Below are 26351 nucleotides of genomic sequence, written 5' to 3'. Positions count from 1 at the left end.
GCGTGCTGCGCAAGATCGAGCAGCGGTCCGGGAAGGATACCCAGACCGACCGTCGCCACGACGGCGAAGGCGATCACTACGGTAGTCAGCGCGCTCGGGACAGCGACCGTCGGCCCATCCCCCACCGGATCTGTGAAGAACATCAGCACGATCACGCGAACGTAGAAATAGGCCGCCAAGGCACTCACCAGCACGCCGATGACGACCAGCGGCCACACGCCACCCGACCACGCTGCGGTGAAGACGCTCCATTTTCCGATGAAGCCACCCGTCAGCGGGATGCCGGCGAACGACAGCATGAACAGCGCGAACGACCCGGCCAGCAGCGGCGAAGTCTTGCCGAGCCCGGCCCAACGCGAGAGGTGCGTCGTCTCACCACCGGAGTCGCGTACGAGCGTCACCACGGCGAAGGCACCGATCGAGGCGACACCGTAGACCGCGAGGTAGAACAGGATGCTCGACACCGAGGTGATGCGCTCTTCGCCAGCCACTCCGCCGTAGACACCCACGAGGCCCACCAGCAGGAAGCCGGCATGGGCGATCGAGGAGTAGGCAAGCATGCGCTTGACGTCGGTCTGCGAGATCGAGACGACAGCACCGAGGAACATCGTGATGACCGCGATGCCGATGATCGTCGGTCGCCAGTCCCATGACGAGCCACCGAACGCGACGAACAGCACGCGCAGCATTGCGAGGAATGCGGCCGCTTTGGTGCCCGCCGCCATGAAAGCTGTGACCGGGGTCGGCGCTCCCTGATAGACATCGGGCGTCCAGGTATGGAACGGCACGGCACCGATCTTGAACAGCAGGCCCACGACCATCAGGGCGATCGCTGCCAGCAGCATGTTGGTGCCGCCGGTACGAGTCGACACAGCAACGTCGATGTCGGAGAGCCGGAAGCTGCCGGCGAACCCGTACGTCAGCGCGATGCCGTACAGGAAGAACACCGAGGAGAACGCACCGAGAAGGAAGTACTTGAGCGCAGCCTCCTGACTCAGCAACCTGCGACGACGAGCGATGCCGCACAGGAGGTAGAGCGGGAGCGAGAGCACCTCGAGCGCAACGAACATCGTCAGCAGGTCGTTGGAAGTGGCGAACAGCATCATGCCGACCAGCGAGAACATCGCCAGCGGGAAGACCTCGGTGTGCTCGATGCGCTTCGAGATCGCCTCAGCCTCGCCAGCCGAACCCGGCGCATCGGCGGCGCGGCCGGTGAATGCGCTGAGCCCACCTTCGAGGCGACGCTCGGCGAACAGCAGCATGCTCATCAGGGCGAACACCAACAGGATGCCCCACGTAAAGACGCCAGGACCGTCGATCGACAGCGCGCCTTCGGCTCCGATCACACCGCGAGCGAGCTCGGGGTCGTCGATCGTGTCGAGATGTTGGTAGACCCATACGGTGTCGACGAACGCCGCGATCACACCGACGACTGCGAGGATCGCCTGTGCGGTGAAGCGTGTGCCACGGGGCCATACGGCCTCGACGATGACACCGACCACAGCAACGCCGGCAATGATGAACAGCGGTGCGAGCAGCGAGTACTCGATGTGGGGCGCGTCGAGCGGGGGCAGCTCGGCCGCGGCCAGCTGACGGATGCTCATTCGTGGCCCCCTTCCGGCGTCGTGGGTTCAATCGAGACGGGCGACTTCGGCTCGGGGTCACCCGTGCCGATGTGGCTGGCAACCTCGTCGATCGCTGGGTTGATCACGTTGAGCACGGGCTGCGGGAAGAATCCGAGGCCGATGATCAGCACGATCGCGGGAGCGAGTGCAGCGATCTCACGAGGCACGAGGTCGTGGACACCCTGGTTGTCCTCGCGCAGCGGACCGGTCATGGTGCGTTGGTACATGATCAGGATGTAGAGCGCGGCCAGCACGGTGCCGAGCGTCGCGAACACCGCCGCCGGGATCGATCGGGTGAACGTTCCGGCCAGCACCATGAACTCAGAGATGAACGGCGCCAAGCCCGGCAGAGAGAGGCTCGACAGACCCGCGACGAGCAGGATGCCCGACATGATCGGGGCGATCTTCTGCACGCCACCGAAGTCGGAGATCTTGGCCGAACCGCGTCGCGCGATCATCATGCCGGTCACCAGGAACAGCGCGGCGGTCGATAGACCGTGGTTGAACATGTAGAGCGTTGAACCAGCCATCGAGGTGGTGGTGAACGCGAAGATTCCCAAGATGATGAAGCCGAAGTGAGACACCGAGGTGAAGGCGATGAGGCGTCGGATGTCGTCCTGGCCGACCGCGAGCAGCGCGCCGTACAAGATGCTGATGACCGCGAGCGTGATGATCACCGGACTGGCCCACTCGGCTGCATCGGGGAACAGGTAGAGGCACCAGGTGATCATGCCGAACGTGCCGATCTTGTCGACCACGCTGACCATCAGCACCGAGGTGCCCGGCGTAGCCTGACCTGCTGCATCCGGCAGCCACGTGTGCAGCGGCCAGAGCGGTGCCTTGATCGCGAACGCCGCCATGAAGCCGAGGAACAGCAGGCGTTCGGTCGAGGTGCTCATCTCGATGCTCGAGAGATCCGTGAGCAGGTACGTGGCGCCACCGTCACGCGAGCTGACGACGTACAGGCCGACGATCGAGGCGAGCATGAGCAAGCCGCCGACCAGGTTGTAGATCAGGAACTTCACGGCGGCGTACGAGCGGTTGGGACCGCCGAACGAGCCGATCAGGAAGTAGAGCGGGATCAGCGTCGCCTCGAAGAACACGTAGAAGAGGAAGGCATCGGTGGCCATGAACGCGCCAAGGGCGAGGCCCTCGACAGCGAGCATCCAGGCGAAGTACGCATTGGTGTTCGTGGCCTCGGGCAGTCGATCGTCCCAGGCGGCGAGGATCACGATCGGCGTGAGCACGGTCGTCAGCAGGATCAGCGTGAGGCCGATGCCGTTGACTCCGACGGAGTACCAGGCGCCGAACGCGGTGATCCACTCGTGCTTCTCGGTCAGCTGGTAGCCGCCGGCCTCGAGGTCGTAGCGCGCGAGGGCGATCAGCGACACCACGAGAGTGATCAGCGAGACGCCCAGTGCGATGACCTTGGCGTTGAGCTGGGCGCCCGATGTCGACTTGGGCAGCAGCGCCAGGGCAATCGCTCCCACGATGGGGACGGCGGCGAGTACGGACAGGATCATGCGAGGGTCACCGCCAGGAGAGCAAGGAGAACGAGGGCAGCGCCGCCGAACATCATCAGCGCATATGAGCGGACGTATCCGGTCTGCGGCTGACGCAGGAACTGTGAGGTGTCACCGAGTCGGTCGGCGATACCGGTGACGAGTCCGTCGACGCCCATGCGGTCGAACCACACCAGGAATCGGGTCAGGTGGCGCGTCGGGCGTACGGCGAGGGCGTCATTGATCTCGTTGCCGTAGAGCTCGTGGCGACCGGCGCGGGTCCAGATCGACACCGAGCTGTCGGACGGCGTCTCGCCCGCGATCGGCCGGCGACCGTAGGTGAGGTAGCTGAGTCCCACGCCGAGCGCGGCGGTCGAGGTGATGATGACCGTCATCAGCCACACGGGGATGCCGAGCTCGTGGTGCTCGGCATGGCCGACCACCGGCTCGAGCCACTCGACGATCCAGTCGCCGAGCAGCAGCAGACCACCCAGCAGCGACAGCGCGCCAAGCGCGATGAGCGGGTAGGTCATGACCTTGGGCGACTCGTGCGGGTGGACGTCTTCCTTCCAGCGCTGGTCACCGAAGAACGTCATCATCATGAGGCGCGTCATGTAGAACGCCGTGACTCCGGCGCCGATCAGCGCACCCATGCCGACCCAGAAGTTCTCGCCGAACGCGGTCTCGATGATCTTGTCCTTGGAGAAGAAGCCCGAGAAGCCTGGGAAGCCGATGATCGCGAGGTAGCCGAGTGCGAACGTGGCAAACGTGATCGGCATGGCTTTGCGCAGGGCGCCGTAGTGCCGCATCTCGACGTCGTCGTTCATGCCGTGCATCACTGAACCGGCGCCAAGGAACATGTTGGCCTTGAAGAAGCCGTGGGTGATGAGGTGGAAGATCGCGAACGCGTAGCCAGCGGGGCCGAGGCCGGCCGCGAGCATCATGTAGCCGATCTGGCTCATGGTCGAACCGGCAAGTGCCTTCTTGATGTCGTCCTTGGTGCAACCGATCCAGGCGCCGACGAGCAGCGTGACGAGGCCGACGATGATCACGGCGTTGCGAGCGACCTCGGACGCATCGAACACTGCGGCCGATCGAACGACCAGGTAGACGCCAGCTGTGACCATGGTCGCCGCGTGGATGAGCGCGGAGACCGGGGTCGGGCCCTCCATGGCGTCGAGCAGCCAGCTCTGCAGCGGAACCTGCGCCGACTTGCCGCACGCGCCGAGCAGGAGCAGCAGCCCCATCGCCGTCGCAACACTCTGCGAAGCGCCGGGGATGGACTGGTTGACTGCCTCAACCGCGGAGGTACCGAACTGCGCGAACATCAACATGATCGCGAGGGCCATACCGAGGTCACCGACACGGTTGACGACGAACGCCTTCTTGGCGGCGGCGGCAGCTGAGTCCTTGTGCTGCCAGAAGCCGATCAGCAGGTAGGACGCCAGGCCGACGCCTTCCCAGCCGAGGAACATCACGAGGTAGTCAGCGGCGAGCACCAGCGTGAGCATCGCGGCGATGAACAAGTTGAGGAACGCGAAGAACCGGCGGCGCCGCTCATCGTGCTCCATATAGCCGATCGAGTAGACGTGGATCAGCGTGCCGACACCCGTGATCAGCAGGACGAACAGCCCGGACAGCTGGTCGAACGTGAACGACATGTCCACGTGGAAGCGTCCTGCATCGATCCAGGTGAACAACGTGGTCGTGTGCGAGCGATCATCCTCGGGCTTGCCGAGTAGCTGCGCGAACAGGATCACGCCAAGGACGAAGGACGCGGCTGACGCCAGTGTGCCGATGATGTGGCCGAATCCGTCGGCTTCCTTGCCCCAGGTCAGGAGGATCGCGGCACCCGCGAGCGGGATGGCAATCAGGAGCCACTGAAGGTCGAACATCGTGCTCCCCTTAGGACTTCAGCAGGCTCGCCTCGTCGACCGAAGCCGAACGACGCGTGCGATAGATGGACACGATGATGGCCAGACCAACGACGACCTCGGCTGCGGCGACGACCATCACGAAGAACGCGGCCACCTGCCCGTCGAGGTTGCCGTGCTGGCGGGAGAAGCTGACAAACGCGAGGTTGGTCGCGTTGAGCATCAGCTCGATGCACATGAAGACGACGATCGCGTTGCGCCGGATGAGGACGCCGACCGAGCCGATCGTGAAGAGGATCAGCGAGAGAGTGATGTACTCGTTCACTTGTCGCCCTCCTCGAGTTGATCGAGGGTCGCTTCGACGTTGTCGGTGTTGCCCTCGACGACCTGGCCGCGGGAGACCAGGCTCGAGGAGATCGAGGACTCGAGTGGCGTGCCATCGGGCAGCAGCGCAGGGGTGTCGACTGCGTTGTGGCGGGCGAACACACCGGGAACGGGCAACGGCCCGGGATGGCGGCGGGACTCGGCGTACTCACGCATACGACGAGCGGCAATGTCGGCCTGCGTCTGACGCGGGGTGAGACGCTCGCTGTGAGCGAGGACCATGGCGCCGAGTGCTGCGGTGATCAGCAGCGCACTGGTGAACTCGAAGGCGAGCACGTACTTGCCGAAGAGCAGCTCGGCGAGTCCGTACGGGTTGCCGTTCTCGTTGGCGCCCTTGAGTCCAACCACAGTGCCCGTGATCGTCTGGCCGATCGCGAGGACCGCGGTGACGCCGAACAGCAGGCCGATCACAGCGGCGAAGAAGCGCTGACCCTTGATCGTCTCCTTGACCGCATCGGACGACTCGACGCCGACGAGCATGAGGACGAACAGGAACAGCATCATGATCGCGCCGGTGTAGACGATGATCTGCACGACGAACAGGAATGGCGCGTCCTGCACTGCGTACAGAACGGCGAGGCTGATCATCACGATCGCCAGGCACAGCGCCGCGTGGACGGCCTTCTTGGCGAACACCAGCCCGAGGGCGGCGATCACCATGATCGGGGCGAGGAGCCAGAACGTGGTCACTCGGCGCTTCCCCCGTTCGTTGAGCCGGTCGAAGCGTCGACCGGAAAGATCGGCAGCGACTTCCCGCGGTAGTAGTCGTGGTGGTCGTCGCTGATCAACATCTCGTGCGGAGCCTCGATCATGCCGGGCAGCAACGGCGCGAGCAGATCGTCCTTCTCGTAGATCAGGTCGGCACGGTTGTTGTCGGCGAGCTCGTACTCGTTGGTCATCGTCAGCGCACGAGTCGGGCAAGCCTCGATGCAGAGTCCGCAGAGAATGCAGCGCAGGTAGTTGATCTGGTAGACGCGGCCATAGCGCTCGCCGGGGCTGAAGCGACCGCCTTCTTCATTCGATGCACCCTCGACGTAGATCGCGTCGGCAGGGCAGGCCCACGCGCACAGCTCACAACCGATGCACTTCTCGAGACCATCAGGCCAGCGGTTGAGCTGGTGGCGACCGTGAAAGCGCGGAGCTGTGGGGATCTTCTCGAACGGGTACTGCTCGGTGACCGGCTTGCGGAACATGGTCCGGAACGTCACGCCGAAGCCAGCGATCGGGTCCCACAGGACCTCGCGCGCTTCCTCGAAGATGCCCTTCTTGTCGTCAGCCATTGTCGTCAACCTTCGTTGTGCTCACTTGGCTAGCAGGCATGGTGGGGGTCCCCCCACGCGCTTCTCTGGAAGCACCTGGCGTCTGCGGGCGCGTAGGGGGAGGAACGGGGTAACCGCCGGCGAAGGCGTCGAACTCGGGCTCAGGGGCCGCACTGGGGTCGGGTTTGGTTGGCCAGAACGAGGACAGCAGGAGCAGCACTCCCAGTCCGACCGAGATCCAGATCAACGTCTGCCGGTCGAGCATTCCCTCACGGTCGAGCTTGTGGATCACGCCGACGGCAATGATCCAGGCGAGCGAGACCGGGATGAGAACCTTCCAGCCGAAGTCCATGAACTGGTCGTAACGCATACGCGGCAGGGTTCCTCGCAGCCATACGAACAGGAACACGAACGCCAACGTCTTGAGGAAGAACCACAAGACAGGCCAGTAGCCGGTGTTGAACATGCCATCGTTGATCTGCGCCAGGCCGAACGGTGCGCGCCAACCGCCGAGGAACAGCGTGGTCGCCAGCGCCGAGACGGTGACCATGTTGACGTACTCGGCGAGGAAGAACAGGGCGAACTTCAGCGAGGAGTACTCGGTGTGGAATCCGCCGACGAGCTCGCCCTCGGCCTCGGGGAGGTCGAACGGGGCGCGGTTGGTCTCGCCGACCATCGCGATCACGTAGATGACGAACGACGGGAACAGCGGCAGGAAGTACCACGTGTCAGCCTGGGCGGCGACGATCTCCGAGGTCGACATCGACCCGGCGAAGATGAACACCGGCACGAATGCCAGACCCATCGCGACCTCGTACGAGATCATCTGCGCGCTCGATCGCATACCGCCGAGCAGCGCATAGATCGAGCCGGACGCCCAACCGGCGAGCACGATGCCGTAGATGCCGATCGATGTGACGGCGAGGATGTAGAGCACCGCGACCGGGAGGTCGGTCAGTTGCAAAGGCGTCACGGTGTCGGTGAACGGGATCTTGACCTCAGGTCCGAACGGGATGACGGACCAAGCCATGAACGCAGGGATCGTGGCGATGATCGGCGCTGCGATGTAGACGACCTTGTCGGCAGCCTTGACGACCAGGTCCTCCTTGAACGCGAGCTTCACGCCGTCGGCGAGGCTCTGCAGCAGTCCGAAGGGTCCGTGCACGTTGGGGCCGATGCGGTGCTGCATCCGCGCCACCACGCGACGTTCGAACCAGATGTTGAACAGCGTGTAGACCATCAGGAACACGAAGATGATGAGCGCCTTGAGCGCGATCACCCAGAACGGTTCATTGCCAAAGAGCTCACTCATGCCGCCACCCCCGTTGAAAGGGCACGGTACGGAGGCACCGGCATGAACCCTGTGCCTTTGGTTCGCTCGCTCATCTCGAGCCACCTCTCAGCTCGACGTGGTCGCCGAAGCCAGCACCGAGCGCGGCCCGCAGGCTGACGCCGCTATTGGCTGGGACCCACACGACGCCGTCAGGCAGGTCGGCGACTTCAGCGATGAACGTGGCCTTGCCGGCGTCAGTCGCGATGGTGGCCTTCTTGCCGGGAGCGACGTCGAACGCACCGAGCGTCGCAGCGCTGGCCTTGAGCACTGCCGGTCGAGCTGTCGCCTTGTAGAGGTCCTGGCCATCCTGGCCCCGACCGTCGTCGATCAGCTGGCGCCAGGTGTCGAGCACGACCTTGCCCTTCGGGCCCGCTTTGGCGCCTGCGGCGCGTGTGAGGGTTTCGGCGCGAGCACCGTCCCACGGACCCAGCTCAGTCATGGCGGCTCGCGCGTCGGCGATCGTACGGAAGCCGAGCGGCGAACCCATCTCCTCGGCGATACCGGCGAGCACGCGGACGTCGGAGAGTGAGTGCTGGTCCTTGATGACCGCGTCAAACGTACGAACGCGACCCTCCCAGTTGACGAACATGCCGGGCTTCTCGACGACAGGTGCAATCGGCAGCACGACATCGGCGACCTTGGTCACGTCACTCTCGCGGACCTCAAGGCTGACGATGAAGCTTGCAGCCTTCAGCGCTGCACGCGCAGCCGCGGGATCGGGCAGGTCATCGATCTCGACTCCGCCGATAACCAGAGCCTTCAGGGACCCACCGGTCACGGCTTCGAGGATCGTGGATGTGTCGCGACCCTTCTTGGCGACGATCGTCTTGACTCCCCAGGCAGCAGCGAGATCGGCGCGGGCCTCGGCACTGTCGAGCGGACGTCCACCTGGCAGCAGTGTCGGCAGGCAGCCGGTCTCGAGCGCACCACGTTCACCAGCACGACGCGGGATCCACGCGATGCGTACCTTCGCCTTGGTCGCCAGCGTCGCGGCGGCGCTGAAACCACCCGGCACCGAGGCGAGGCGTTCGCCGACGAGGATCACGGCGTTGCGATCGAGCTCGAGCTCGTTGAGTGCAGCGGCCTCCTGGCCGGGAGCCGTACGAATCAGCTCGCCCGACATCTTGGTCAGCCCACGAGTCGCGTGACTTGCGATCGCGACGACCTTGACGCCATTGCGCGATGCCTTGCGGAGGCGCAGGAACACCGCACCGGCTTCGTCCTCGGGCTCGAAGCCGACGAGCACAACCGTGGACGCCTTCTCCAGCGACGCAAAGGTGACCTCGAGCGACGTGGCGACGACATGCGAGGCGAGGAACTCCGCCTCTTCTGCTGAATGCGCGCGAGCGCGGAAGTCGATGTCGTTGGTCTTGAGGACCGTACGGGCGAACTTGCTGTAGGCGAACGCATCCTCAGCGGTCAGGCGGCCGCCGGGCAGGACGCCCACCTTGCCAGCAGCCTTGTCGAGACCGCGTGCCGCGATGGCCAGGGCCGCAGGCCAGGACGCCGGCTCGAGGTCGCCCTCGTCGTTGCGTACGAGCGGAGTCGCGATGCGATCGCCCTGCATCGCCGAGGTGAAGGCGAAGCGGTCCTTGTCGGTGATCCACTCTTCGTTGACCTCGGGATCGTCGCCAGCCAGGCGGCGCATGACCTTGCCGCGGCGGTGATCGACACGGATCGCCGACCCACAGGCGTCGTGCTCGGCGATCGACGGCGTCGACACGAGGTCGAACGGGCGTGAGCGGAAGCGGTAGTCGGCGCTGGTCAACGCGCCAACCGGGCAGATCTGGATCGTGTTGCCCGAGAAGTAGGAGTGGAACGGCTCTTCTTCATAGATGCCGACCTGCTGCTGCGGCCCGCGTTCGAGCAGCTCGATGAACGGGTCACCGGCGATCTGCTCGGAGAAACGCGTGCAGCGAGCGCACAGCACGCAGCGCTCACGATCGAGCAACACCTGCTCGGACACGTTCATCGGCTTCGGGAACGTCCGCTTGGTCTCGGTGAACCGTGACTCGCCCTGTCCGTGGGTCATGGCCTGGTTCTGCAGCGGGCACTCGCCACCCTTGTCGCAGACCGGGCAGTCGAGCGGGTGGTTGATGAGCAGGAACTCCATGTTGCCGCGCTGCGCCTTCTCGGCGATCTCGGAGGTGACCTGAGTCTTGACGACCATGCCGGCCGCAACTTCGATCGTGCAGGAAGCCTGCGGCTTGGGGAATCCGCGGCCATTGCCTGCGTCGGTGATGTCGACGAGGCACTGACGGCAGGCGCCAACGGGCTCGAGCAGCGGGTGGTCGCAGAATCGCGGGATCTCGGTGCCCACAAGCTCGGCGGCCCGGATCACCAGAGTGCCCTTGGGAACGCTGACCTCGACATCGTCGATCGTCAGCGTGATGAGTTCGGTGTCGCGCGAGGCTTCAATCGTCATTTGGCTGCCACCTCCTGCGGGAAGAGGGTCGACGCGGCCGGCGGGAAGGTCCAGCTGGACGGGGTGTGCATTCCGGCCTCAAACTCCTTGCGGAAGTACTTGATCGCCGAAGTGATCGGGCTCGTCGCTCCATCACCCAGGGCGCAGAACGAGCGGCCGAGGATGTTGTCGCACAGGTCGAGGAGCAGCTCAATGTCGCCGTGACGACCCTCGCCAGCGTCGAGACGCTGCAGGGTCTGCACCAGCCACCACGTGCCTTCGCGGCACGGCGTGCACTTGCCGCACGACTCGTGCTTGTAGAACTCGGTCCACCGGAGCACGCACCGTACGACCGAGGTCGTCTGGTCGAAGATCTGCAGCGCCTTGGTGCCGAGCATCGAGCCGGCCTCGCCCACACCCTCGTAGTCGAGCGGCACGTCGAGGTGCTCCGCCGTGAGGATCGGCGTCGATGAACCACCCGGTGTCCAGAACTTCAGCTCGCTACCCTCGCGCATGCCGCCGCCGAGCTCGAGGAGCTGGCGCAAGGTGATGCCGAGCGGCGCTTCGTACTGGCCGGGGCTCTTCACGTGGCCCGACAGCGAGTAGATCGTGAAACCCTTGGACTTCTCCGTGCCCATCGAGCCGAACCAGTCGACACCACCGCGCACGATCGCCGGGACAGAGGCGATCGACTCGACATTGTTGATCACGGTCGGGCTCGCGTAGAGGCCCTCGACGGCAGGAAACGGTGGCCGCAGTCGCGGTTGGCCGCGGCGTCCCTCGAGCGAGTCGAGCAGCGCTGTCTCCTCGCCGCAGATGTAGGCACCGGCGCCGGCATGGATCACGAGGTCGATGTTGAGCCCGGAGCCGAGAATGTTCTCCCCCAGGTATCCGGCTTCGTACGCCTCGCGGGCGGCAGCACGCAGTCGGCGTACGACATGCAGCACCTCACCGCGTACGTAGATGAATGCCTTCTCCGCACGGATCGCATGGGCGGCGATGATGACGCCCTCGATGAGCACGTGCGGCGAGGCCATCATCAGCGGGATGTCCTTGCACGTGCCCGGCTCAGATTCGTCGGCGTTGACGACGAGGTACTTGGGCTTGGGGTTGTCCTGCGGGATGAAGCTCCACTTCATGCCCGTCGGGAAGCCAGCGCCGCCACGGCCACGCAGGCCGGAATCCTTGACCAGCGTGATCAGGTCGTCGGGCTTCATCGTCAGCGCCGTGCGGAGCGCGTCGTAGCCGCCGGTCTGCTCGTATGCCTGACGGGTCCAGGCGCGGTCGTTGCCCCAGTCGGCGGTGAGTACGGGCGTGAGCATGTCAGTCACTTCTTGCCCTCCTCGTCGATGGTCTCTGACTCGGCACGCGCGGTGTCCGCCTGCTCGACTGCGCTCTGCTTGTCGTCGGCGACTGCATCGGCCTTTGGCTTGGCACCGTTGATGCTGGGCGCTGCCCAACCGTGTTCGTTGGCGATGTTGAGGCCGACCAACGACGGTCCTGCGGCCGCGGGTCCTTCGTTGACTAGCCCATCCTCGTAGCCGGCGAGTACGCGTTCGGCCTTGCGCCAGGATGTGATCGTGGCGCCGCGGGTGGCCTGCACCTTCTCGCCTGCCCGCAGCTTGTCGACCAGCTCGACCGCCGACTCGGGAGTCTGGTTGTCGAAGAACTCCCAGTTGACCGTCATGACGGGTGCGAAGTCGCAGGCTGCGTTGCACTCGATGTGCTCGAGAGTGACCTTGCCGTCCTCGGTGGTCTCGTCGTTGCCGACATCGAGGTGACCCTTGAGCCGCTCGAAGATCGCGTCGCCACCCATCACGGCACAGAGCGTGTTGGTGCACACGCCGACGTGGTGCTCGCCCATCGGGCGGCGCTTGTACATCGTGTAGAACGTCGCGACGCCCGAGACCTCAGCTGCCGTGATGTCGAGGATCTCGGCGCACAGCTCAATGCCCTCGTTGGTCACGTGACCCTCAACAGACTGGATCAGGTGCAGCATCGGCAGCAGCGCGCTGCGAGCCTGCGGGTAGCGCGAAGCGAGCTCATTGAGCTCAGCGATGGTCTTCTTGTTGAGACTCAACGGTCAACACCCCCCATTACCGGATCGATGCTGGCGATCGCGACGATGACGTCGGAAATCATGCCGCCCTCGCTCATCACCGAGGTGCCCTGCAAGTTGACGAACGACGGATCGCGGAAGTGCGCGCGGTATGGGCGCGTGCCGCCGTCGGAGACGAGGTGGCAGCTGATCTCGCCGCGAGGTGACTCGATGCTGGCGTACGCCTGACCGACCGGGACCCGGAAGCCCTCGGTGACGATCTTGAAGTGGTGGATGAGCGCTTCCATCGACTCGCCCATGATGTGCTTGATGTGCTCGGCCGAGTTGCCCTGACCATCGGCGCCCACGCTGAGCTGCGACGGCCAGGCGATCTTCTTGTCGGCGACCATGACCGGTTCGCCGGCCATCGATGCGATGCGTTCGGTGGCCTGCTCGACGATCTTGAGCGACTCCCACATCTCGTCGAGGCGCACCCGGAAGCGTCCGTACGCGTCAGGCTCGTCGCGGGTGACGACGTCGAAGTCGTACGTGTCGTAGCCCCAGTAGGGCTGCTTCTTGCGGAGGTCCCAGTCGTAGCCGGTCGAGCGGAGCACCGGGCCGGTGAGGCCGAGAGCCATGCATCCGGCGAGCTCGAGGTGCCCGACACCCTTGAGCCGGCCCTTGAAGATCGGGTTGGCGTTGCAGAGTGCGGCGTACTCCGGGAGGCGCTTCTTGAGCAGTCGAACTGTGGCCCGGATCTTCTCGATCGCCCCATCGGGAAGGTCGAGCGCCACGCCGCCGGGACGGAAGTACGCGTGGTTCATGCGCAGTCCGGTGATCAGCTCGAACAGGTTGAGGATCTCTTCGCGGTCACGGAAGCCGATCGTCATGACCGTCAGCGCGCCGATCTCCATGCCGCCGGTGGCAAGACATACGAGGTGGGACGAGATGCGGTTGAGCTCGAGCAGGAGGACGCGGATGGCCTGCGCCTTCTCGGGCGCCTCGATGCCGAGAAGCTTCTCGACCGCCATGACGTACGCGGCTTCGTTGGAGAACGGAGCGACGTAGTCCATCCGGGTGCAGAACGTCACGCCCTGGGTCCAGGTGCGGTACTCCATGTTCTTCTCGATGCCGGTGTGCAAGTAGCCAATGCCGGCGCGAGCATCGCGTACGGTCTCGCCATCGATCTCGAGCACCAGGCGGAGCACGCCGTGCGTGGACGGGTGCTGCGGACCCATGTTGATGACGAGGTGGTCGCCCTCGACGGCCGACGGGTCGATCGTGTCCCAGTCCTGGCCGGTGACGGTGAAGACCGGACCATCACTGGTCTCCGTCGTGCCCGCGTATGGATCTGTTCGCTCCTCATTCAGACCTTGTGTCATGAGTAGCTCCTGCGCTGGTCGGGAGGGGCAATCGTTCCGCCCTTGAACTCCACAGGGATGCCGCCCAACGGGTAGTCCTTGCGTTGCGGGTGGCCCGGCCAGTCGTCCGGCATCATGATGCGGGTCAGCGCCGGGTGCCCGTCGAAGATGATGCCGAAGAAGTCGTACGTCTCGCGCTCGTGCCAGTCGGCCGTCGGGTAGATGCTGACGATGCTGGGGATGTGCGGGTCGGAGTCTGGTGCCACAACCTCGACGCGGATGCGGCGGTTGTGAGTCATCGACAGCAGATGGATCGCAACGTGGAGCTCGCGGTCGGTCTCGTGCGGGAAGTGCACGCCTGAGACCGAGGAGCAGAACTCGAAGCGCAGCTCGGGGTCATTGCGCAGATGAGTGACGGTGTCCAGGAGTGCGTGCCGACGGATGAAGAACGTGATCTCGCCGTTGTGCACCACGACCTTCTCGATCGCTTCGGGGAGCGTCAGCGTCGCGAGCTTGTCAGCGACCTCGTCGTACCAACCGCCATAGGGCTTCTGGGCTGCGCCGGGCATGATGACCGGCTGCGTGAGGCCGCCGAAACCGCTGGTGTCGCCCGTGCCATGGGCGCCGAATGCACCTTCGCGGACGTTGATGACCTCGAGCTGAACCGCGTCGCTCTTGACGACCTCTTGCTGGATCTCGTGCGAGGCGTCCTGCTTCTTGTCGTCGGCCATCAGCGCATCAGACCCTTCATCGCCGACGTCGGCGTCGCGAGGAGGGCAACCTTCTCATCGGCCTTGATCTCAGCGAGGCGGTTGGAGCCGAGCTTCTGGTGCTGGATCTGGTCGTGCAGCTTGAGGATCGCGTCGATCAGCATCTCCGGACGCGGCGGGCAGCCGGGGAGGTACATGTCGACGGGTACGACGTGGTCGACTCCCTGGACGATCGCGTAGTTGTTGAACATGCCGCCCGAGCTGGCGCAGACGCCCATCGCGAGGACGTACTTGGGCTCAGCCATCTGGTCGTAAATCTGGCGGAGGACCGGAGCCATCTTGTTGCTGACGCGGCCAGCGACGATCATCAGGTCGGCCTGGCGCGGCGAGGGGCGGAAGACCTCCATGCCGAAGCGGGAGGAGTCAAAGCGCGGAGCGCCGAACGTCATCATCTCGATCGCACAACAGGCGAGACCGAACGTCGCGGGCCAGAACGAGGCCTTGCGCATGTAGCCGGCGAGGCCCTCGACAGTGGAGAGGAGCACACCGTTTGGCAGCTTTTCTTCAATTCCCACGTCGTGCCACCTTTTCGTTCGCCACTGTCAGTCCCATTCGAGACCTCCGCGGCGCCAGACGTACGCGTACGCGATGAACACCGTGATCATGAAGATGAACATCTCGATCAGTCCGAACCAGCCGAGCGCGTCAAAGGCGACCGCGAACGGGTAGAGGAAGATGATTTCGATGTCGAAGACGATGAACAGCATCGCGATGATGAAGTAGCGAACCGAGATCTTGCCGCCGCCTTCCGGCAGCGGGCTCGGCTGGATGCCGGACTCGTACCGGTCGAGCTTGGCTCGGTTGTAGCGCTTGGGGCCGGTGATCGGTGCGATGAGGATGCTGAAGATTGCGAATCCGGCAGCCAACGCGCCCAGCACGAGGATCGGCGTATAAACCGTCACGACACCTCCCGGGCTGAACCGACATCTATCGATGGATCGTGCGCTTGTGAATTGCTTCACAACGTGATCGCGGTCTCACCATACGCCCGGCAGATGCGGGATGTAACTTAGGTCACACTAAGTTCTGGCATCACGAATTCGCCAGCCCCACACCCTCGCGCGTTTGACGCAGTGCAGGTAGTTTCTTGGCCGAGGGACGGGAGTTCACCATGACGGAGCCGCATAGCCATCGGGGCGAGCCGCGCGACGAAGAGAACGAGGCGGAGTGGGAGCCGCACACGCCGGCGCACGTTGCCGGCGTTGAAGAGGCCGAAGAACAACCAGCCTGATCAGCGCAGGGTTGATCCCTTGGGCAGGTAGTTCGGTATGCCGCGCTCGCCCACCTCGACATCGAGGATGACGTGGTGAGCCCGCTTCTTGCTGATCGGTGACTGGTTCGCGACCAGCACCCGCGTTCCCAGGAACGTCGCATTGGACGCCCCGTCGAACGGCACCGGCGAGCCGTTCGCCCCCGTCAACGGGAACTTCGGGAATCGCTCGAGCTCTTTGCCCGTTGGAGACAGCACGACGAGCTGGTTCAGCGGGCCGACGTTCGCGACATAGATCTTGCCCGAGCGCCCAATCCCGAATCCGTCCGGAAGCTCGGCGGGCCGTGAAGTCCACAGCGTCTTGAGCGTGCCCGGCTTGCCGCCCGCGCTGATCGGGAGCGCATACAGGCGGCCCGACGGGGCATTTGCCAGCAGGCTCCCCACGGTCTGCTGGGTTATCAAGAACGACTTGCTGCTGGGTTGGTAGACGAGTCCAGTCGTTCCGAACCCAAGGACGTTGTCCAGCGCCTTGGAGCCGAACCACACCTTCGGCGTACCTCCCGTGGCCGGTAGACGCCAGATCACAGCCTGTCCGTAGTCCGTGATGTAAAGGGCTCCGTCGGGACCCCACGCTGCGTAGTTTGGAATGGCCTTGGAATCGCTGGAGTTGGGCGAGCACGGCGTGACCTTGGTCGAGCACAGTGGCAGGTCGGGCAGCGTTGCCTGGCGCTTGAATCGACCGGTCTTCAGGTCAAGGGTCATGACGGCGGACGTCGACTTCTCCAGAAGGACCAGGCGACCGCGAGCATCCTGGTTGGCCACCTGGATGCCGGGATGGTGCGCGAGATCCTGGCCGGGGACAGTCCACGATCGCAGCAACGTGCCGCCTGAGGTCCACTCAAACACCCGGGACGGCGTCTTGGTGCCAGCGTCATACGTGCCGGCGTAGACCCGGCCATTGGTGTGAACGAACACGTAAGCTGGCGTGCCCGGGTAGGGCACGTTCGAGAACACCCTGGTGTCCCACTTGTCCCGCGTCCCGGATGCGGCGGCTCCTGGAACCGCCCAGACCAGGGTGAGGCCAAGGACGACCGCCGACAGGCTCGCTACCAGTCGCTTCACAGCGCCTCCAACACTTCAGTTGCGGCTCGCTTGCCGGCTCGGACAGCGCCGTCCATGTAGCCGTTCCAGTACGTCGACGTCTCCGTGCCGGCCCAGTGAACGCGTTTGAATTGCGTATGAATTGCAGGGCCGAACGTGGTCATCGTTCCGGGGCCCATGATCGGGACCGGCCCGCCACCCGTCCAACGCTCTTTGGTCCAGTCCTTTTCGGTGTACTCGATCGGCTTCAGCGCCTTCGGTCCGAACATCTGGGCGAAGCCTTCCAGGACTGCCTGACGACGCGCTGCAAGAGACAGGCCCGCGTACTGCTTGTGGACTGACCCTCCGACGAAGGCGAGGAGTACACCGACCTTGCCGTCGGGTGGGGAGTTGTCGAACACGGTCCGAGTCGCGCCTGCGTCGGCGACGCCGGAACCACTGAGACCGTCGGCCCGCCAAAACGGTGTGGAATAGACGGCGTCACATTTCATCAGATCGCCCATTTCCCACTTCTTCAGAAGGGTGTGGCGGCGCGACGGCAGCTGCGGATACCAGTCAATGTCCAGCACTGTCGGGGGCGGCATTGCAACGATCACGCGCCGTGCGCGTACGGTTCCGCGGGTCGTGCGTACGAATGCCGCTCCGTCGCGCTGCTCGATCCGCGTCACCGCTGCAGCGAGGGCCACACGGTCGCCGAGCTTTTGCGCCAGACGCAGCGGGATCAGCTGTGACCCTCCGACGAACCGACTCTCTTGCGCCCCGCCCTTGGTGTTGGAGTTCAGCTCGAACGTGCCAGGAGTCCGCTCGTTGCCCGAGCACGCGATGTAGTGGATGACGAACAGCAGTGACAGCTGTGACGGGTCGGCACCAAACCCCGGCTGGGTCCACGCCTTGATGAGGTTCTCGACTGCGGCTGAGTTGAGCGTGTTCCGGTGGATGAACTCGCTCAGCGTCATCGAGTCCCACTTGGCCGCGTTGGGGTGCGACCACGGCGCGTCCACGGGCATCTCCGCGGCATATCCGTTGAGCCTGCTCAGCAGCAGGGCTGCGTCGATCAGGATCCACGGGTCAGGTGGAACTGTGCCGGAGTACAGCGAACGCCTGCCCTTGGAGATGTAGACGTTCTTGCCGTCGATGTACTCCGGGAAGGTCGCGACGTTCAACTCCTTGGCGAGGGCGAGGATGTGGTCCTGCGTGGGACCGACGAACGCACCACCGGCTTCGATCACGCCGCCGGCGTCAAGGCGGTGGTTGAGCAACCGTCCGCCGACGCGCTTGCGGGCTTCGACGACCAGAACAGACCGACCAGATCGCGCGACCTTCTGCGCAGCCACCAGCCCCGACAACCCTCCGCCGACCACGACAACATCGACCTTTTTGGGCAACGACCCCTGCAGAGTCGCCGCGGTGACAGGCCCTTCAAGGAGGCTGGTGCCGAGAGCACCCAGCCCGGTAGCGAGGCCGCCCTTGAGCAAGGTCCGACGGTCGAGAGTCATCTACTTCTCCTGCGTGGGTAGGTAAAAGATGAACATGTGTCAGGTTCAGGTTTGGATGCTACAGTGCGTTTGTGCCTGCTGTCACTGCTTTAACTGCCACCGGATCGAGTGGCCTACGTCGCACTCCGACCCAGACTCGTTCGCGCGAACGGGTCGAACGGATCCTGGAATGCGCGTCGGCCATCGTGGTTCAGCACGGCGTAGACGCGTTGAGCACCCGGGACATCGCAGTAGCCGCGGGCGTACCAATTGCCTCGCTGTACCAATACTTCTCCGACCGGGATGCGATCCTGCTCGCGCTGGTCGAGCGCGACACCCACGAGATGGACGAACAGGTCGCGCAGGACCTGGCCACCGTCGAGGATCTCTCGATCGCCGCACTCGTAGAGACCACCATGCGCGCGTACGTCAAGGTCTACGCCCGGCGCCCGGACTTCGTCGAGATCTGGCTCCGCGGCCGCACCAATGCCGCCATCTATGAATTCGGTCGCCAGCACAATCAGCGGACCGCCCAGGAGCTCCGCGCGTTCGCGATCGAGGCAGGGCTCGCTCGCACCGACCTTCCAGCAGCTGCGGCAGAGTTCGCCGTCGAGATCGGCGATCGATGCTTTCAGCTGGCATATGAGCACGATCTTGCTGGCGACACCTACCTGATCGAACAAGGCATCGTCATGGTGAGCGCCTACCTTCGCGGCTTCTCCAAATGATCGACTACCTCCCCGTACGCGACGCTGTCGCGACCGCGTGCCGCCGACTCGCCACCGAGGGCCTGCTGATCGGCACCTCAGGCAACGTCAGCGTCGTCGACTCGCAGACCGGCAATGTGGCAGTGACCGCGACAGGCGTGGTGCTCGCCGACTGTCGCGCGGAGCAGGTGAGCATCGTCGATTCGCAGGGTCGCCTCGTCGACGGTGACTTCCAACCCACCTCCGAGCTCGAGCTGCATCTCGGCGTGATCGCGGCGACGGGTGTCGGCGCCGTCGTTCACACACATGCTCCGGCCGCCACCGCGGTGAGCTGCGTACGAGACTCGCTACCGGTGATCCACTACCAGCAGCTTCTGCTCGGTGGTGAGATCGCCGTCGCCCCCTACGCAACCTTCGGAACCTCTGCGCTCGCTGACAGCGTCAACAGCGCACTCGCCGGGCGATCGGCGGTGCTCATGGCCAACCACGGAGCCGTCACGACCGGCGCCACGATCGAGCAAGCAGTCGAGAACTCGCTGCTTCTGGAATGGCTGTGCCGACTGCTGATCGACAGCTCAGCGCTCGGGAGTCCGCGATTCCTCGACGAGTCGGCCCAGGCAGCGGTGATTGAAGCGGCCATCAATCGAAGCTACGGAACCGTGCAGCCAGTGACAACGGACAACAAGGAGAACTGATGAACCACGTACCCGCGGTGATTGCGGCAGTCGGTGTCCATGTGCTCGACACCCACGTACTCCGGGTGGAGTCGATCCCCGCCAACTCTGACGGCGCGTTGGTCGACACGATCCGCATGTCACCTGCAGGCACCGCCGGCGGCACTGGACTCGTCCTGTCCCGCCTCGGTGCCGAGGTTCACAGCATCGGCGCGATCGGCGAGGACCCGATTGCCCCTGTCCTCACCTCGCTCCTTGCCAAGCACGGCGTCGACACGACCCGACTGATCCACAAGCCCGAGGTACAGACGTCGGCAAGTGTGATTCCGGTGCGTCCGAACGGAGATCGGCCAGCCTGGCATTGCGTCGGCGCCAACGGTGCCCTCACCCTCGATGACATCGACCTGTCCTCGATCCCGGGCCTGACCCACGTCCATCTCGGCGGTCCAGAGTTCTTGGGTGGGCCAGCCGCAGGCGAGCTGCTCGCCGCCGCACGGGCAGCCGGGTGCTCGACGTCCGTGGACATCCTGGCTCCCGGCGACGCAGACATGTTGGCCTGGATCGAAGACTGCCTGCCGCACGCGGACTACCTCTTGCCCAATGACGAGCAGGTCCTCGGTTTCACCGGAGCGACGGACCTTGAAGCCGGAGCACGCGAGCTGGTCGCCCGCGGTGCCACCTGCGTAGCCGTGACCCAAGGCGCCAAGGGCGCACTCGTCGTCACCGCCGACGAGACGATCACCGTGCCGGCATACGACGTCGAAGTCGTCGACACCACGGGCTGCGGAGACGCGTTCTCGGCCGGCTTCCTTCGCGGCCGTGGTCTCGGTCTCGATCTGCGGGCGTCGGCCGAGCTCGGGTGCGCCACTGCGGCACAACTCGTGTCTGGAGTCGGCACCGACGCAGGCGACTACGACCTGGCGAAAGTCCAGGAGTTCGCGCTCAACACGCCAACCCGTTGAATCAGCTGGGCTTGATCGAGTCGTGCAAAACGACGCCTGACTACGTACGCGACCAACGTTGGGCCCGGAGTGCATATCTGCGGTTGCCGTCCGCGTTGCCGAGAGAGAAACTGGAATTCACACGTTCACGAACGAGGTGACGGATCATGAATGATCCACTGCGAATTTCTATCGATACTGCCCACAACGAACTCACCGAGCATTTTGACGCTGCCACCGCCGCGGTGCGCAATCACCTTGGGCGACGCGAATCGATCCAGAAGGCCGATGCGTTCTTGATCCACGCGTGTCGACATCTCTCGGCTGTATGCGAGGTCATCCTTCCGGCCGCAAGGACCGAGCTACCTGGCGGCGAAGCCGTGGTCGATTCCTATGTCGACCAGGCCCGTCATACGGAGCAGGCGATCGTCCAGACCAAGCGGCGTCTCTACGGCGAGTCGCACACAGCCGATCTGCCGTGGTCACAAGTCTGGTCCGATCTGGGCACCGAGTTTCGACGGCTCATCATCCTCGAGGGCGACTTGGTGGCTGACCTGTCGATCCGACTCGATCCGAGGACCCGCGATGCTCTCGCCAGTCGGATGGGGCCGGTCGAGGCAGGCTCCCCGACACGTCCGCATCCCAACTCACCGCACACCGGCCGACTCGCCCACGCCAGTCGCCTCATCCTCGCAAGGACCGACCGGCTCTGGGACGCAGCAGAGGGACGCATCGTGTCTCACCCTGCGACCGACAAGCTCGCCTCGTAGCGCCCTGAATCAGCTGGGCTTGATCGAGTGGTGCAGGGCGACGATGCCGCCTGACAGGTTGTGCCAGTCAACCTTGCCCCATCCCGCCTCTGCCATGCGCAGCGCGAGACCCTTCTGGTCCGGCCACTCGCGGATTGACTCGGCGAGGTAGACGTACGACTCCGGGTTGGATGACACCGCACGGGCAACCGCGGGCAGCGCACGCATCAGGTAATTGCTGTAGATCGCGTCGAACGGCCCCCAGGTGGGCGTGCTGAACTCGCAGACCACGATGCGTCCGCCGGGTTTCGTGACCCGGAGCATCTCGCGCAGACCTTCGACTGGATCGTGGATGTTGCGGAGCCCGAACGAGATCGTGACGGCGTCGAACACGTCGTCGCCGAACGGCAGCTTCATGCCGTCGCCTGCCGCGAACGGCAGTCCAGGGCGCGCTTTCTTGCCGACTTCGAGCATGCCGATGGAGAAGTCGCACGGTACGACCGTTGCGCCAGCCTTGGCAAAGGGTTCGCTCGACGTACCGGTGCCAGCGGCCAGATCGAGGATCAGCTCGCCAGATCGGGGAGCAACCAGCTCGACGACGCGCTTGCGCCAACGGCGATCCTGACCCATCGACAGCACGTCATTGGTGATGTCGTACTTCTCGGCGACGCCGTCAAACATCTTGGCGACGTCGTGGGGCTCTTTGTCCAGACCGGCTCGACTCACGCCCCAACCTTGCCACGGGTAGGCTCATTGGTTGTGAGCAACCCTGCCCTCGACGCTGCGGCTGAACCCCTGGTGGTCCGGTCCGAGCGCATCGATGACCCAGGTGAGTTGCTTGCGCTCCTGCCGCCCGACGACGCTCTCGCGTGGGTGCACGGCGGAGACGGACTCGTCGGTTGGGGCCGCGCTGCGGAGTTCCGTACGTCCGGACCTGCCCGATTCACAGAGGCCTCTGAGTGGTGGCGCGAGCTCGCCGCGCATGCCGTCGTACGCGATGAAGTAGACGTTCCCGGCAGCGGACTGGTCACCTTCGGCTCGTTCACCTTCAGCGACGATGCCGACGGCAGTGTGCTCATCGTCCCGGAGGTCGTGATCGGCCGGCGCGATGGCGTCGCGTGGATCACCGTCATCGGCCTTGGCATCACTGCGTCACCGGAGCTCACGACGACCCCAGCAGCTCCGCCCGCCGACGGCACCACCTTCGCCGACGGGCCCATCGACAGCGTGCACTGGCAGAGCCTCGTCGCTCAGGCCGTCAGCCGCATCGAAGCCGGCGAGCTCGACAAGGTCGTCCTGGCCCGCGACCTGGTCGCTTCCCTCGCCGATCCGCTCGACGTACGGGCACCACTGACCAAGCTCGCCAGTGACTACCCCAGCTGTTGGACGTTCCACGTCGACGGCTTCTTCGGGTCCACCCCCGAGATGCTGGTTCGACTTGAGCGCGGACTGATCACCTCGCGCGTTCTTGCCGGCACGATCCGCCGGTCCGGCGACGACGGTCGCGATCTTGCCCTTGCGGGCTCGCTGGCCCGATCGAGCAAGGATCTCGAAGAGCACGAGTACGCCGTTCGTTCAGTCGCCGAGGCACTGCTTCCGCACTGCACGAGCATGAACGTCCCCGAAGCGCCGTTCGTCCTGCACCTGCCCAATGTGATGCATCTGGCGACCGATGTCACCGGCGTGATCAAGGACGACGCAAGCGCCCTGACCCTCGCCGCGTCGCTGCACCCGTCGGCTGCCGTGGGCGGCACGCCAACACCTGCCGCTGTAGCTCTCATCGCCGAGATCGAGCAGCTCGATCGCGGCCGCTACGCCGGTCCGGTCGGTTGGATCGGCGCCTCTGGCGACGGCGAGTGGGGCATCGGCCTGCGTTCAGCGCAGATCGAAGACGACGGAAGCCAGGTACGACTGTTCGCCGGTTGCGGCATCGTCGCGGACTCCGTGCCCGCAGACGAGCTGGCCGAGTCCAACGCCAAGCTGATCCCCGTACGCGACGCTCTCACGCCCTAGGGCCTCGGTCACCGCCACACCTTCGCCTCGAGCGATTGGCCGACAATGCGCGCCGCGAGCAGCCGGTGCAGGCCGTCGAGGTGCCACCAGCCGTCACCGTCGCCAACCTCGGCAACACGTGCGGGCTTGATCGACTCCCCCGCATTGAGCTCGGTGAGGTAGTAGTTGACCTTCTCGACGCCGACGAACTGCTGTGGCGTCATCACCACGGTGTGCGGTTTGAGCGTGATCGTCTCGCCGGTCGCCTTCGGATTGTGGTCGTCCTTGAGCTGCAGGTTGCCGGAGTAGACAACGGCGAGCCAGAGCAGTCGCCGGGTGTTGACGACCTTCTCGCCGCCGGTCATGCGGATGAACTCGTTCAACCGCTCCATCGAGTCGTCATCGAGATCCGTCGGAGGTGGAGCGAGCTTGGGCCCGACCTTGGGCAGACGGACCATGACGTTCTAGCCGCCCAGGATCGGTGAGTCGTCGAGGCGTACGAGCTCCGGCCACCGCGGCTCGAGGTTGTCGCCAGAGGACTGACCGGTGAGCCGGCGCTTGACCCATGGACCAGCACTGGCACGCAGCCAGTGGGCGTGACCCGTGCTCTGTTGCACGAGTGAGAGCTTCTCCCGTTCTCCCAGCTCATGCGGAACAAGATCGTGCTCGATGCCGAGAGCGTTGAGGACCTCGATCGCCATGACTTGGTGGCCGGCACTCGACATGTGCATCCGATCGGTGTCCCAGAGGCGCGGATCGCGGTATGCGCGCATACGCCAGAAGTCGACCAGGGTTGCGCCGTGCTTGTCGGCGACGTGACGCACCAACTCGTTGTAGATCGCGAACCGCCCGCGCAGGGCTGCGAACACGGGAACACGGCCCGGGTCGTACGCCGTGAACACCACGAGGTGAGCGCCGGCTTCACCGAGACGACCGAGCGCCTTGTCGTATTCGTCGACCAACATGTCGAGGTCGATGCGAGGACGCAGCACGTCGTTGGCACCTGCATAGATGCTGACCAGGTCGGGATTCAACGCCAGTGCCGGTTCGACCTGCTCGTCAAGGATCGGGAGAAGCTTGCGACCGCGAATCGCGAGGTTGGCGTAAGTGAAGTCCTTGTCACGTTCGGCCAGCGCCTCCGCCATCCGATCGGCCCAGCCACGTACGCCGTTGGGCAGCGTCTCGTCGTCGTCGCCAACGCCTTCGGTGAAGGAGTCCCCCAGGGCGACATAGCGATGGAATTGCACGAGATTCATCTTAGACGGGCAATCCGAACCGATGATTCGCTCAGCTGTCGAGCAGACCTCGACGGCGGGCGATCGCGGCGGCTTCGGTACGGCCGCTGGCATTGAGCTTGGCGAGGATGTTGGAGACGTGAACCGACACCGTCTTGGTGCTGATGAAGAGCAAGGCGGCGATCTCGCCATTGCTCCGACCAGCGCTGACGTGGGCCAGCACCTCGCGCTCGCGCGGGGTCAGCTCATCGTCGGATCGCGATGCGCGTCCGCCGGACTCATCAATCTCGGTGAGGAGCGGCTTGGCGCCGAGCCGGGTCGCTATCTCGCGGGCCGACGCGCGTACGGCGCGGGCTTCTTCGTCCTGGCCGCTGGCTCGCAGGACAGCAGCCAAACGCACCGCCGATCGCGCCTGCTCGAAGGGCTGACCGACTGCGACGAAGCCTTCGACAGCCTCGCGCCACAACTTCAGCAAGTCAGCTTCGAGGGGTGCGTCGATGCCCGTGAGCCACCTGAGTCGAGCGCCCTCGGCGGCTACACGTGCCTGCCAAGCGAGGCCTTCGGGTCCAAAGGGCGGATAGGACGCAATGGTCTCGGCAACGTCTTTCTCGAGCTCGCCAGTGCGACGTACGAGCGCCGCGTGCTCGGACTTCGCGAGACGTGGAACAGCCGATGCGAACTGCCCGACGATCAGACCCGTCAGTCGCAGGCGTGCCGGGAACAGCCTGCCGTCCCATTCACGATCGAGGGTCTCGACGACGTCGTCATGAACTTTGAGCGCCGAGGTGAAATCGCCTGAATCTCCGTGGAGATCGATCAGTGCGGCGGCGCTGTGCACCGTCATGGCGACGTCCTTCTCCCAATACTCGCGGAGGCGTTGCTCGTTGGAGATCGCGGACACCTCGCCCCGGCCCGCCGCGACCTGCAGCGCACCTCCGGCCAGGATCGCCTCCGCAAGCATCGGCGCATCCGGGCCGGCCTTCCACAGCTCGACGGCGTCGTCCCAGCGTCCGCGGACGTAGCAGATGATCGCGGCGAACACCCGGCCGTCGAATCCGTAGGGCGCCCACGGACGGCCGGTCTTCACGGCACGTGACATCGCGGCGCGGAACGCCTGCTCAGCATCGTCGAGCTCCCCCGCGTTGTAGAGCACGAACGCGAGATTGTGCAGTCCGCGCAGCTCGCCGACGATGTTGCCGTCGGCGCGCGAGGTGGCGACCAGGTCGTTGTAGCGCTGCCGAGCCTTGTCGAGGTTGGCGCCGCCCGTACGCGCCACAAGACGGGTCAAGGTCGTCGTGACGTCAGCGATGACATGCGCGGCACCGAGCTCTTCGGCGAGTGCCGCGGCGAACTCGCCGCGCTCCATGGCTTCGTCGTCATTGCGCAGGTCGGAGGCAATGCGCGAGCCCAAGGCTTCAGCCTCGGCTCGCAGCACGGTGCGCTCGTCGCCGACAAGCGTGAGCGCTTCGACGCTTGTCGCCTGGGCTTCAGGGTCGAGACCCGCATAGAAGGCGGTGTTGCCGATCGCGAGGAGCAGACGTACGCGATCCTCTGTCGGCGCGTCTGCACGAAGCTGGCCGAGGTGATCGCGCAGTAGTGCGAGCGAGCGATAGAGGTGGCCAGCCGTGAGGACGGCATCCGCGGCAGCCACGACCAGCCCGACGACATCGGTGCCTTCGGGTGCCGCATCGACGATCTCGAGGGCGTTCTCGTAGTG

Annotated in this window: 25 protein-coding genes; 5 read left to right on the top strand and 20 right to left on the bottom strand. The window is 64.9% G+C overall.

Translation table 11 applies throughout. From position 1 onward, the window contains the following. From nuoN to V6M39_RS16125, 16 genes are all read right to left on the bottom strand, one after another. The coding region (gene nuoN, locus V6M39_RS16200; protein WP_332644849.1) for an NADH-quinone oxidoreductase subunit NuoN at positions 1 to 1604 on the bottom strand (1604 nt) is incomplete at its 3' end. Further along, positions 1601 to 3148, bottom strand: a complete 1548-nt coding sequence (locus V6M39_RS16195) for an NADH-quinone oxidoreductase subunit M (RefSeq protein ID WP_332644848.1) — start codon at positions 3146 to 3148, stop codon at positions 1601 to 1603. The genes nuoN and V6M39_RS16195, both read right to left, overlap by 4 nt. After that, a complete protein-coding gene (nuoL, locus tag V6M39_RS16190; RefSeq protein ID WP_332644847.1) occupies positions 3145 to 5022 on the bottom strand; it encodes an NADH-quinone oxidoreductase subunit L in 1878 nt (625 codons plus the stop codon). Before nuoL ends, V6M39_RS16195 begins: the two co-directional genes overlap by 4 nt. A 10-nt stretch (positions 5023 to 5032) precedes the next feature. Then, entirely contained in the window at positions 5033 to 5326 is a 294-nt protein-coding gene (gene nuoK, locus V6M39_RS16185) for an NADH-quinone oxidoreductase subunit NuoK (RefSeq protein WP_332644846.1), read from the bottom strand. After that, entirely contained in the window at positions 5323 to 6045 is a 723-nt protein-coding gene (locus tag V6M39_RS16180) for an NADH-quinone oxidoreductase subunit J (RefSeq protein WP_332644850.1), read from the bottom strand. The genes nuoK and V6M39_RS16180 overlap by 4 nt, the downstream gene beginning before the upstream one ends. 26 nt (positions 6046 to 6071) lie before the next feature. Continuing rightward, the gene (gene nuoI / locus V6M39_RS16175) at positions 6072 to 6665 is read right to left on the bottom strand and encodes an NADH-quinone oxidoreductase subunit NuoI (protein ID WP_332644845.1); all 594 of its coding nucleotides are present in this window, start codon (positions 6663 to 6665) and stop codon (positions 6072 to 6074) included. After that, a complete protein-coding gene (gene nuoH / locus V6M39_RS16170) occupies positions 6658 to 7956 on the bottom strand; it encodes an NADH-quinone oxidoreductase subunit NuoH (RefSeq protein WP_332644844.1) in 1299 nt (432 codons plus the stop codon). Before nuoH ends, nuoI begins: the two co-directional genes overlap by 8 nt. Before the next feature lie 70 nt (positions 7957 to 8026). Then, a complete protein-coding gene (locus tag V6M39_RS16165; protein ID WP_332644843.1) occupies positions 8027 to 10402 on the bottom strand; it encodes an NADH-quinone oxidoreductase subunit G in 2376 nt (791 codons plus the stop codon). After that, positions 10399 to 11712, bottom strand: coding sequence for an NADH-quinone oxidoreductase subunit NuoF (gene nuoF / locus V6M39_RS16160; protein ID WP_332644842.1), 1314 nt, complete (start codon positions 11710 to 11712; stop codon positions 10399 to 10401). Before nuoF ends, V6M39_RS16165 begins: the two co-directional genes overlap by 4 nt. Further along, positions 11709 to 12461, bottom strand: coding sequence for an NADH-quinone oxidoreductase subunit NuoE (nuoE, locus tag V6M39_RS16155; RefSeq protein ID WP_332644841.1), 753 nt, complete (start codon positions 12459 to 12461; stop codon positions 11709 to 11711). The genes nuoF and nuoE overlap by 4 nt, the downstream gene beginning before the upstream one ends. Next, the gene (locus V6M39_RS16150; RefSeq protein WP_332644840.1) at positions 12458 to 13801 is read right to left on the bottom strand and encodes an NADH-quinone oxidoreductase subunit D; all 1344 of its coding nucleotides are present in this window, start codon (positions 13799 to 13801) and stop codon (positions 12458 to 12460) included. The genes nuoE and V6M39_RS16150 overlap by 4 nt, the downstream gene beginning before the upstream one ends. Further along, positions 13798 to 14511: an NADH-quinone oxidoreductase subunit C gene (locus V6M39_RS16145; protein WP_332644839.1), complete on the bottom strand. Its 714-nt coding sequence runs from the start codon at positions 14509 to 14511 to the stop codon at positions 13798 to 13800. Before V6M39_RS16145 ends, V6M39_RS16150 begins: the two co-directional genes overlap by 4 nt. Further along, the gene (locus tag V6M39_RS16140) at positions 14511 to 15065 is read right to left on the bottom strand and encodes a NuoB/complex I 20 kDa subunit family protein (protein WP_332644838.1); all 555 of its coding nucleotides are present in this window, start codon (positions 15063 to 15065) and stop codon (positions 14511 to 14513) included. The genes V6M39_RS16145 and V6M39_RS16140 overlap by 1 nt, the downstream gene beginning before the upstream one ends. Before the next feature lie 27 nt (positions 15066 to 15092). Then, entirely contained in the window at positions 15093 to 15452 is a 360-nt protein-coding gene (locus V6M39_RS16135) for an NADH-quinone oxidoreductase subunit A (RefSeq protein WP_332644837.1), read from the bottom strand. 329 nt (positions 15453 to 15781) lie between these two features. After that, entirely contained in the window at positions 15782 to 16882 is a 1101-nt protein-coding gene (locus tag V6M39_RS16130) for an SMP-30/gluconolactonase/LRE family protein (RefSeq protein WP_332644836.1), read from the bottom strand. Further along, positions 16879 to 18357 carry a flavin monoamine oxidase family protein gene (locus V6M39_RS16125; protein ID WP_332644835.1) on the bottom strand — a complete coding sequence of 493 codons (1479 nt, stop codon included), beginning with the start codon at positions 18355 to 18357 and terminating at the stop codon, positions 16879 to 16881. Before V6M39_RS16125 ends, V6M39_RS16130 begins: the two co-directional genes overlap by 4 nt. A 71-nt stretch (positions 18358 to 18428) precedes the next feature. Here V6M39_RS16125 and V6M39_RS16120 point away from each other — a divergent pair, with 71 nt between their 5' ends. The 4 genes from V6M39_RS16120 (at position 18429) to V6M39_RS16105 (ending at position 21428) form a co-directional block, all read left to right on the top strand. Further along, positions 18429 to 19064 (top strand): TetR/AcrR family transcriptional regulator, encoded by a 636-nt coding sequence (locus V6M39_RS16120; RefSeq protein WP_332644834.1) that lies wholly within the window; start codon positions 18429 to 18431, stop codon positions 19062 to 19064. Further along, positions 19061 to 19738 carry a class II aldolase/adducin family protein gene (locus V6M39_RS16115; RefSeq protein ID WP_332644833.1) on the top strand — a complete coding sequence of 226 codons (678 nt, stop codon included), beginning with the start codon at positions 19061 to 19063 and terminating at the stop codon, positions 19736 to 19738. The genes V6M39_RS16120 and V6M39_RS16115 overlap by 4 nt, the downstream gene beginning before the upstream one ends. After that, positions 19738 to 20679: a carbohydrate kinase family protein gene (locus V6M39_RS16110; RefSeq protein ID WP_332644832.1), complete on the top strand. Its 942-nt coding sequence runs from the start codon at positions 19738 to 19740 to the stop codon at positions 20677 to 20679. The genes V6M39_RS16115 and V6M39_RS16110 overlap by 1 nt, the downstream gene beginning before the upstream one ends. A gap of 146 nt (positions 20680 to 20825) precedes the next feature. Further along, on the top strand, positions 20826 to 21428 hold the full coding sequence (locus V6M39_RS16105; RefSeq protein WP_332644831.1) for a hypothetical protein: 603 nt from the start codon (positions 20826 to 20828) through the stop codon (positions 21426 to 21428). 9 nt (positions 21429 to 21437) lie between these two features. Here V6M39_RS16105 and V6M39_RS16100 read toward each other — a convergent pair whose 3' ends face one another. Further along, positions 21438 to 22133 carry a demethylmenaquinone methyltransferase gene (locus V6M39_RS16100; RefSeq protein WP_332644830.1) on the bottom strand — a complete coding sequence of 232 codons (696 nt, stop codon included), beginning with the start codon at positions 22131 to 22133 and terminating at the stop codon, positions 21438 to 21440. A gap of 33 nt (positions 22134 to 22166) precedes the next feature. Between V6M39_RS16100 and V6M39_RS16095 the strand changes: the two genes are divergently transcribed. Continuing rightward, on the top strand, positions 22167 to 23420 hold the full coding sequence (locus tag V6M39_RS16095; protein WP_332644829.1) for an isochorismate synthase: 1254 nt from the start codon (positions 22167 to 22169) through the stop codon (positions 23418 to 23420). Positions 23421 to 23428: 8 nt separating this feature from the next. Here V6M39_RS16095 and V6M39_RS16090 read toward each other — a convergent pair whose 3' ends face one another. The 3 genes from V6M39_RS16090 to V6M39_RS16080 form a co-directional block, all read right to left on the bottom strand. After that, positions 23429 to 23857: a hypothetical protein gene (locus V6M39_RS16090; protein ID WP_332644828.1), complete on the bottom strand. Its 429-nt coding sequence runs from the start codon at positions 23855 to 23857 to the stop codon at positions 23429 to 23431. A gap of 6 nt (positions 23858 to 23863) precedes the next feature. Continuing rightward, a complete protein-coding gene (locus V6M39_RS16085) occupies positions 23864 to 24646 on the bottom strand; it encodes an SGNH/GDSL hydrolase family protein (protein ID WP_332644827.1) in 783 nt (260 codons plus the stop codon). Positions 24647 to 24686: 40 nt separating this feature from the next. Beyond that, the coding region (locus V6M39_RS16080; RefSeq protein ID WP_332644826.1) for a helix-turn-helix transcriptional regulator at positions 24687 to 26351 on the bottom strand (1665 nt) is incomplete at its 5' end.

Source organism: Aeromicrobium sp., assembly GCF_036675695.1.
Classification (GTDB): domain Bacteria; phylum Actinomycetota; class Actinomycetes; order Propionibacteriales; family Nocardioidaceae; genus Aeromicrobium.
The sequence above is the reverse complement of the archived record's forward strand: the minus strand, read 5'-3'. Positions and strand labels throughout refer to the sequence as shown.

Bases quoted from the DNA above. Each gene is read 5' to 3' on its own strand.
- V6M39_RS16110 (WP_332644832.1), top strand. From the start codon at position 19,738: ATGAACCACGTACCCGCGGTGATTGCGGCAGTCGGTGTCCATGTGCTC.
- V6M39_RS16105 (WP_332644831.1), top strand. From the start codon at position 20,826: ATGAATGATCCACTGCGAATTTCTATCGATACTGCCCACAACGAACTC.
- nuoH (WP_332644844.1), bottom strand. From the start codon at position 7,956: ATGAGTGAGCTCTTTGGCAATGAACCGTTCTGGGTGATCGCGCTCAAG.
- V6M39_RS16145 (WP_332644839.1), bottom strand. From the start codon at position 14,511: ATGGCCGACGACAAGAAGCAGGACGCCTCGCACGAGATCCAGCAAGAG.
- V6M39_RS16180 (WP_332644850.1), bottom strand. From the start codon at position 6,045: ATGGTGATCGCCGCCCTCGGGCTGGTGTTCGCCAAGAAGGCCGTCCAC.
- V6M39_RS16195 (WP_332644848.1), bottom strand. From the start codon at position 3,148: ATGATCCTGTCCGTACTCGCCGCCGTCCCCATCGTGGGAGCGATTGCC.
- V6M39_RS16150 (WP_332644840.1), bottom strand. From the start codon at position 13,801: ATGACACAAGGTCTGAATGAGGAGCGAACAGATCCATACGCGGGCACG.
- V6M39_RS16125 (WP_332644835.1), bottom strand. From the start codon at position 18,357: ATGACTCTCGACCGTCGGACCTTGCTCAAGGGCGGCCTCGCTACCGGG.
- nuoL (WP_332644847.1), bottom strand. From the start codon at position 5,022: ATGTTCGACCTTCAGTGGCTCCTGATTGCCATCCCGCTCGCGGGTGCC.
- nuoI (WP_332644845.1), bottom strand. From the start codon at position 6,665: ATGGCTGACGACAAGAAGGGCATCTTCGAGGAAGCGCGCGAGGTCCTG.
- V6M39_RS16115 (WP_332644833.1), top strand. From the start codon at position 19,061: ATGATCGACTACCTCCCCGTACGCGACGCTGTCGCGACCGCGTGCCGC.
- V6M39_RS16165 (WP_332644843.1), bottom strand. From the start codon at position 10,402: ATGACGATTGAAGCCTCGCGCGACACCGAACTCATCACGCTGACGATC.
- V6M39_RS16090 (WP_332644828.1), bottom strand. From the start codon at position 23,857: ATGGTCCGTCTGCCCAAGGTCGGGCCCAAGCTCGCTCCACCTCCGACG.